Below are 6,540 nucleotides of genomic sequence, written 5' to 3'. Positions count from 1 at the left end.
TCCTTCCACGGGGGCATCGGCGCTGTTGTTTCCTGACGAGCCACTACCGGGGCAGCCGGTCAGCAGGGCACTGGCGCCCAATACCGTTGCAACCGCGAACGCTCGCAGCGGCGCATCCACTCTGAGTCTCATGATTGTTACCTTTTGTTATTGTGAGTTACATCAATGTAACCGTGTGAACAAGTTCACGTATTGACGGTGGGGTCGAAAAAGGACGTCAGAAGGGATAATGGTTTCTGTGGAAGTCGATAATGGCGGGCGCTTTTGGTGTCTAGTCAGTGCCAATCGATAAATTCATAAGGTTTTGATTTGGGCAGGGTAAGCACGAGCGAGCATAAAAATCCTCTTGACTGATAGGTTTTAAGTGTGACCAAAACCACCAAGCAACCAGAAGGGTCAAAAGCGAACGGATTAGCTTCCCCCAAGCCGCGCCAGAGCGGGTTCTATATTCCAGCTATGCCATCGGTGGGGCCGATTAGAGCGCTGGATATGCGCTGGTGGCGCTGCCGCCGTCGTTTGCTTTTCCGCTGCCACATGCTGCCGTTACTGGCTTATAGCGACCAGGTGGCATGTGAGACAGGCTATAGCCGCGACGATATTCTCTGGGCAAGCCAGCTCCCATTGAAGGTTGATGCCATTCATGCACTGGAAACTCTGGCCTGACAGGGAAAGCATCAGGAGGTGGCCGGGCGCCCTGAGCCCTCAGCACGCGCCGAACGGTATCCAGGGTCGCCTTCCCGTTGTCATCCCTTCGCCCCCATCCCCCCATCGATCCGGTACATGGATCCGGAGATAAAGCTGGATTCGTCGGACGCTAGGAAGAGCACGCAGTTGGCCACGTCGATGGATTCGCCGTAACGGCCCAGCGGGATATTCTGCTCCAGCATGGTTTTCGCTTCTTCCGCGTGGCCGGGGCTGAAGCCTTCCTCGAGGGAGCGCATCATGCGCGTATTGACCGGTGAGGGGTGCACTGAGTTGACCCGCACGTTGTAGGGGCCGGCCTCCAGTGCGGCGGTCTTGGTGATGCCCACCACCGCGTGCTTGGAGCCGACATAGGGCGCGACACCGGCGCTGCCCATGAGCCCCGCCACCGAGGACATGTTGATGATGGACCCGGACTGCTGGCGGAACATCACTGGCATGACGTGTTTCAGCCCCAGAAAGACACCGCGCACGTTCACGCCCATCACCCGGTCAAAGTCTTCAAGGCTCTGTTCCGTAATGGGGGCAACCTTGCCCTCAATGCCGGCGTTGCTGAAGAACACATCGATCCGGCCGAATTCTTCCAGCGTCTGTTCAACGTACCGCTGGACATCCGCCTCCTGCGTCACATCCGCCTGGATGGCCCGTACCGTACCGAGCTTGCTGAGCTCCGCCTGCGTCGCCTCAAGCTGCTGCTGGTCCAGGTCCACAATCACAACGCTGGCCCCTTCCTGAAGAAAGCGCTCGGCGGTGACGCGGCCAATACCGCCGGTGCCACCAGTGATGATCGCTGTCTTGTTCTGAAGTCGTGCCATGGGGTTGCCTCCTGACTGGTGCCCGCAAAGAACCGCTCGCCTGAGTCGAGCATAGGCCACCCGGAGCTCCAGGAACATGACATAGATCCATAATGAAGAAATCCGTGCGCTGCAGCCGTGATGTGCGGTTGGGAGAGGCTGAAAAGGGCGGGTAGGTAGGGCACCGGAAGCGGGCGGTGCCGCTTCCGGTGTTACGAGGGAGGGGATCAGTTCATGCGGTACACGCTGTTGCGTGTGCGCTGGACGTCCTTGTGGAACTGGTCCATGTCCATGATGTCCTCGTCATTCTCGATCCACTCCTGTTGTTCGTCCTCGCAGGCCTTGGGCGAGAACCAGCCGGTGTAGGCGTAAAGCACGCCGAACAGCGGCGAGAGCCAGCAGGCAAAGGCCAGCGGGATGTAGAGCAGGTCGGTCATATCCGCGCCGGAGACGGTCAGCCCGAGCGAGGTGATCACCACCGCACCGCCGGCGTTCCAGGGGATCAGCGGCGAGATCAGTGTGCCGCCTTCCTCGGTGGCGCGGGAGAGGTTGAGCATCGAGTACCCCTTGCCACGGTAGGCCGGGCCGAACATGCGCCCTGTCAGGGTGATGGCCAGGTAGGGGTCGCCGGCGATGATGTTGGTGGCCATGGAACTGCCGATGGCGGAGGTCTGGAGACGGGGGAAAGTCTGTGCCCGGGCGACCAGTGCCTCGATGAGCACTTTCATGCAGCCGGTGCGCTCCAGGATGCCGCCGAAGGAAAGTGCGATCAGAAGCAGCGTGATCACCCATGTCATGGACTGGATGCCGCCCCGGTTGAGCAGGTTGTCGATCTCACTCACCCCCGTGCTGATCTCATAGCCGGAGAAAGCGAAGGCGAACAGGTTCTGGACCGAGGCCCCCTGGAAGATTACGGCGGTCAGGCCACCCAGAAGCACACCGGTGAACAGCACCGGCAGGGCCGGCAGGCGCTTGACGGCCATGGCGATCACCAGGATGACCGGCAGCACCGTCCACCAGGACAGGGTGAAGCTGCTGGAGAGCCCCTCGTTGATGGCGGCGATGCGCTCGAAGGACGCGGCCTGATCGTCAATCAGCCAGACACCGGCAATGCCATAGAGCACCAGTGCGATTGCCATGGTGGGCAGGGTGGTGGGCAGCAGGTTCCGGATGTGGGAAAACAGGTAGACGCCCGTGACGGCCGGCGCCAGGTTGGTGGTGTCGGAAAGGGGCGAGAGTTTGTCGCCGAAGAACGCGCCCGAGACCACGGCCGCTGCCGTCCAGTGGGCGGGCAGACCGAAACCGGCACCGATCCCCATCAGGGCCAGACCCACGGTGCCCACGGTCCCCCAGGAGGTGCCCAGGGACACGGAGACCACGGCGCACAGGAGAGTCGCTGCGGCCAGGAAGATGGTCGGGTCCAGCAGTTCCAGACCGTAGAAGATCAGGGTGGGCACGGTGCCGCTGGCGATCCAGACACCGGTGATCATGCCCACCAGCATCAGGATGCCAACCGCCGGCAGGCCCAGGCTCACCACCTGCAGCATGCCTTCTTCCATATCCTTCCAGCTCAGGCCGATGTAGCGGCCCATCAGGGCGGTTATGGCGATCCCCAGGACCAGGGGAACGTGTGGGGTGAAGGTGTCGAATACAAACAACTGGATGCCCAGCACCACAAAGGTCAGTGCAATGGGCAGAAAGGCCAGGCCAAGACCTGGTTTTGGATCATCAGAGCTCATAGTACTTCTCCATGACGTTTATCCCGGCGTTGCGGCCAGGGTGTGAACGTTGCGGGACAATGAAGTTCTGGATCAGACAGGTAGTGCGCCCCGTTTGGGGTGGCATACCTTATCAGGGTAGGGAGCTAATAAAACCGCTTATGGATTTGAACTACTGATGCGGCCATAAGAAAAACAAATGGCGCCATTCACGCTGGGCGCTGCCAGTGCCGCAGGCGCGCAGATGAACCGGGTGGCCGGCCGGGCATTGCGCCAGGCGGGCTCGGGCAAGGGGCGTGAGAGTGCCAAGGCGCGGGTAGCCGCCGATGGTCTGGCGGTCGTTCATCAGGCAGATGGGCTGACCGTCGGCCGGAACCTGCACGGCGCCAGCGGGGATGCCTTCGGAGATCATGGCGGTGTGGCGGCAGACCAGTTCCGGCCCAGTGAGGCGGATGCCCATGCGGTCCGTGCGGGTGTCGATCGTCCATTGGTGGTTGAAGGCCTGGTAAAGGCTGTAGCCGTCAAACCGGGCCGCCTGACCGCCGGGGATAAGCCCCAGCCGGGCCGGTTGCTGGTAATCCATCCGCTGGGCTTTCGGAACATGGGTTTCCGCAGGAAAGCGGCCGGGTTCCTGTTGTGGGAATGCCAGCCGGTCGCCGGACTCCAGGGGACGCCCGCCGCCTTTGTGTCCGCCCAGTCCCTCGCGCGTGACGCAGGCAACGCTGCCAAGGCTGGTTTCCCCCTGCCAGCCACCGGGGATGCCCAGGTAGGCGCGCAAGCCGGCGCGGGGCAGGTCGAACGCCAGCCGGTCGCCTGGATGCAGCTCAAACCGCTGCCAGGGCGTCAGCGGCTGGCCGTTGACGGTGGCCCCCAGGTCCGCCCCGGTGAGCGACAGGGTGGTACTGGTTTCGGCGACCAGTGAGAGCCCGCCAATGGTGATTTCCAGAACCGGGGCAGCCTGAGCGTTACCGAGCAGGGCGTTGGCCCAGCCAGCGGCGTACCAGTCCATGGGGCCACCCTGGGTCATCCCCAGATGCCGTACCCCGAAGCGCCCGGCATCCTGCAGCAGGGCCAGGGGGCCGGCTTGCTCGACGCGCAGGGCACCGGCGCGGCTCATGGGGTTGCCTCCGCAACAGGCGTGGGGTCGCCGCCGAGCTCGATGAAGCGCTGCCGGGAGATCGGCACAAACCGGACCCGGTCCCCCGGCTCAAGGACCGTCATGGGCTCGCGGGTGGCATCGAACAGCGTGAGGGGCGTTCGCCCGATCAGGTTCCAGCCCCCGGGCGTCACCTGGGGGTAGGCCGACGTCTGGCGCTCGGCAATGGCGATGCTGCCGCGCGGAACCTGCTGCCGGGGTGTGGCCAGCCGTGGCGTGGCCAGCGCCGGGTCCACCAGCCCCATGAACGCGAACCCCGGCACAAACCCCAGCGCGAAGACCTGGTATTGCGTGGCCGCGTGGGCGGCCGCAACGCGCTGCGGGGACCAGCCGTTACACTCCGCGATCAGGCTCAGCTCCGGGCCCACGCTGACGTCGTACCATACCGGCAGTTTGATCAGGCGCCCCCCGGTATCCTCGCTGCTGGGTTCCAGCCGTTCCAGAACGCTTTCCAGCAGTCTCCGTGACACAGTGTCCGTGAGCTGCCAGGGGTCGTACTGCACCAGAACCGTGGTGTAGGAGGGCACCATCTCGACCAGTGCGTCACCCAGTACGGCACGGCAGTCCCGGCAGAAGGCCGTGATCCAGTTCCGGTTGGCGGGGTCGATCCGGTCGGAGAAGCGCACCACCCAGGCATCAATGCCGGCGTTTTCCACCCGGGGTGTCATCATGGCGCTGGCTGATGAATGGCGTCGCGGATGCGGCGGATGGCGGCGATGGATTCCGGGTTGTCGCCATGGACGCAGAGTGTGTCCGCTTCCAGAATCAGTTCGCCGCCGCCGCTGGTGGTGAGTGTGTCGCCCCTGGCGATCCGGCGGGCCTGTTCGATGATGGTTTCCGGCTCTGCGTGTACGGCACCGGGGTTGCTCCGGCTGAGAAGGTGGCCGTCGTCGTCGTAGGCGCGGTCGGCAAAGGCTTCCAGCCAGAGGGGAATGCCGTGGGCCGTGGCCAGGGAGCGGACCGGGTGATTGTCCCGGGTGGACAGGGTCATGAGCGCCACCCTCGGGTCGAACGCCTTAACCGCGCGCATGACCGCCGCCAGGATGTCATGGTTTTTCATCATGTCGTTGTAGAGCGCCCCGTGCGGTTTGACGTAATGCACATCAGTGCCTGCCGCGCGGCAGAAGGCGCTGAGGGCCCCGATCTGGTAGAGCACGAGGTTCTCAATCTCTTCCGCTGAACAGGCCATGGAGCGCCGCCCGAACCCCATGAGGTCGGGGTAGGCCGGGTGGGCGCCGATGGTCACGCCATGGCTCACCGCCAGCTGCACGGTTCGCCGCATGTGGTCCTGGTCCGACGCGTGGAAGCCGCAGGCGATGTTGGCCAGATCCACCACCGGCATGACCGCCTCGTCCATCCCCATTGCCCAGGGGCCGAAGCTTTCGCCCATGTCCGCATTCAGTCGCAGTCCTGTCACGGTTGTTTCACCACCTCAGCTTTGAAAGTCAGTGCGGGAACAGACCAAGGATACTGCAATACCCCCTCTCAGGTGGAGGAGGTTCCAGTGAGGTTCATGGCGTCGGTTTCATCGCCTGTGCGTTTACGGTCGGTCAGCAGAGAGACCCCCACGTAGCACGCGGACGACACGGCACACCCGGTCAGCGGGCCAATCAGCCAGCCCACCTCCATGAACAGCATCATGTAGCCGCTGGTGAAAAAGCCTACGATCATGGCCGTGAGCGCGCCCCAGCCGCTGCCCTGCCAGAAGGTGGAGATGAACACCGGGCCGATCATGCTGGCCATGAGCGTGCCGGAGCCGAGTATGCCCAGCCAGGAAAGCATGAAAGGCGGTGCGTAGAGCATCATCAGAAGACCCACGATCCCCAGGATCACCACCGCGACACGGTTGATGGTGAGTGCTTCGTGGTCACTGTGGTGCTCACCGAACAGCGCCAGGCGCAGGTCATGGGAGGTGGCCGAGGCCACGGTGTGCAGCAGGGAGTTGGCCGTGGACTTCATGGCGAACAGGATGAACAGGGTGATCAGCCCCTGGATGGCCGGGTGCATGAAGTGCTCCAGGTACATGGGCATGGCCCGGTCCGGATCCTCCAGTTCAGGGAACTGCATGCGCATGTAGAGCCCGACGATCGGGATCAGGCTGAGCAGTGCCCCGAGAATTGCCACATAGACGCCGACCTTGTGGAACTTGATGCCCGGTTTCATGGCCAGG

Annotated in this window: 6 protein-coding genes and 1 pseudogene; 1 reads left to right on the top strand and 6 read right to left on the bottom strand. The window is 63.4% G+C overall.

Annotated elements, in window-relative coordinates; translation table 11 throughout:
• Positions 1-366: 366 nt before the first annotated feature.
• The gene (locus tag QZ501_RS14565) at positions 367-663 is read left to right on the top strand and encodes a hypothetical protein (RefSeq protein ID WP_295720524.1); all 297 of its coding nucleotides are present in this window, start codon (positions 367-369) and stop codon (positions 661-663) included.
• A gap of 80 nt (positions 664-743) precedes the next feature.
• On the opposite strand, the gene QZ501_RS14560 is transcribed toward QZ501_RS14565, so the two are convergent.
• The 6 genes and pseudogenes from QZ501_RS14560 to QZ501_RS14535 form a co-directional block, all read right to left on the bottom strand.
• The gene (locus tag QZ501_RS14560; protein ID WP_160897976.1) at positions 744-1,517 is read right to left on the bottom strand and encodes an SDR family NAD(P)-dependent oxidoreductase; all 774 of its coding nucleotides are present in this window, start codon (positions 1,515-1,517) and stop codon (positions 744-746) included.
• A 206-nt stretch (positions 1,518-1,723) separates the two neighbouring features.
• The gene (gene nhaC, locus QZ501_RS14555; RefSeq protein ID WP_160897977.1) at positions 1,724-3,235 is read right to left on the bottom strand and encodes a Na+/H+ antiporter NhaC; all 1,512 of its coding nucleotides are present in this window, start codon (positions 3,233-3,235) and stop codon (positions 1,724-1,726) included.
• A 151-nt stretch (positions 3,236-3,386) separates the two neighbouring features.
• Complete coding sequence (locus QZ501_RS14550; protein ID WP_295720522.1) at positions 3,387-4,331, bottom strand: biotin-dependent carboxyltransferase family protein; 945 nt, start codon at positions 4,329-4,331, stop codon at positions 3,387-3,389.
• The gene (pxpB, locus tag QZ501_RS14545) at positions 4,328-5,041 is read right to left on the bottom strand and encodes a 5-oxoprolinase subunit PxpB (protein WP_363174800.1); all 714 of its coding nucleotides are present in this window, start codon (positions 5,039-5,041) and stop codon (positions 4,328-4,330) included. Before pxpB ends, QZ501_RS14550 begins: the two co-directional genes overlap by 4 nt.
• Positions 5,038-5,787, bottom strand: a complete 750-nt coding sequence (locus QZ501_RS14540) for a 5-oxoprolinase subunit PxpA (protein ID WP_295720520.1) — start codon at positions 5,785-5,787, stop codon at positions 5,038-5,040. The genes pxpB and QZ501_RS14540 overlap by 4 nt, the downstream gene beginning before the upstream one ends.
• A 68-nt stretch (positions 5,788-5,855) precedes the next feature.
• Positions 5,856-6,540: pseudogene (locus tag QZ501_RS14535) on the bottom strand (sodium:solute symporter family protein); the annotation flags it as partial.

The sequence above is a fragment of the uncultured Halovibrio sp. genome (assembly GCF_913056445.1).
Lineage (GTDB): Bacteria > Pseudomonadota > Gammaproteobacteria > Pseudomonadales > Oleiphilaceae > Halospina > Halospina utahensis_B.
This window is presented reverse-complemented; position numbering and strand designations above follow the sequence as displayed.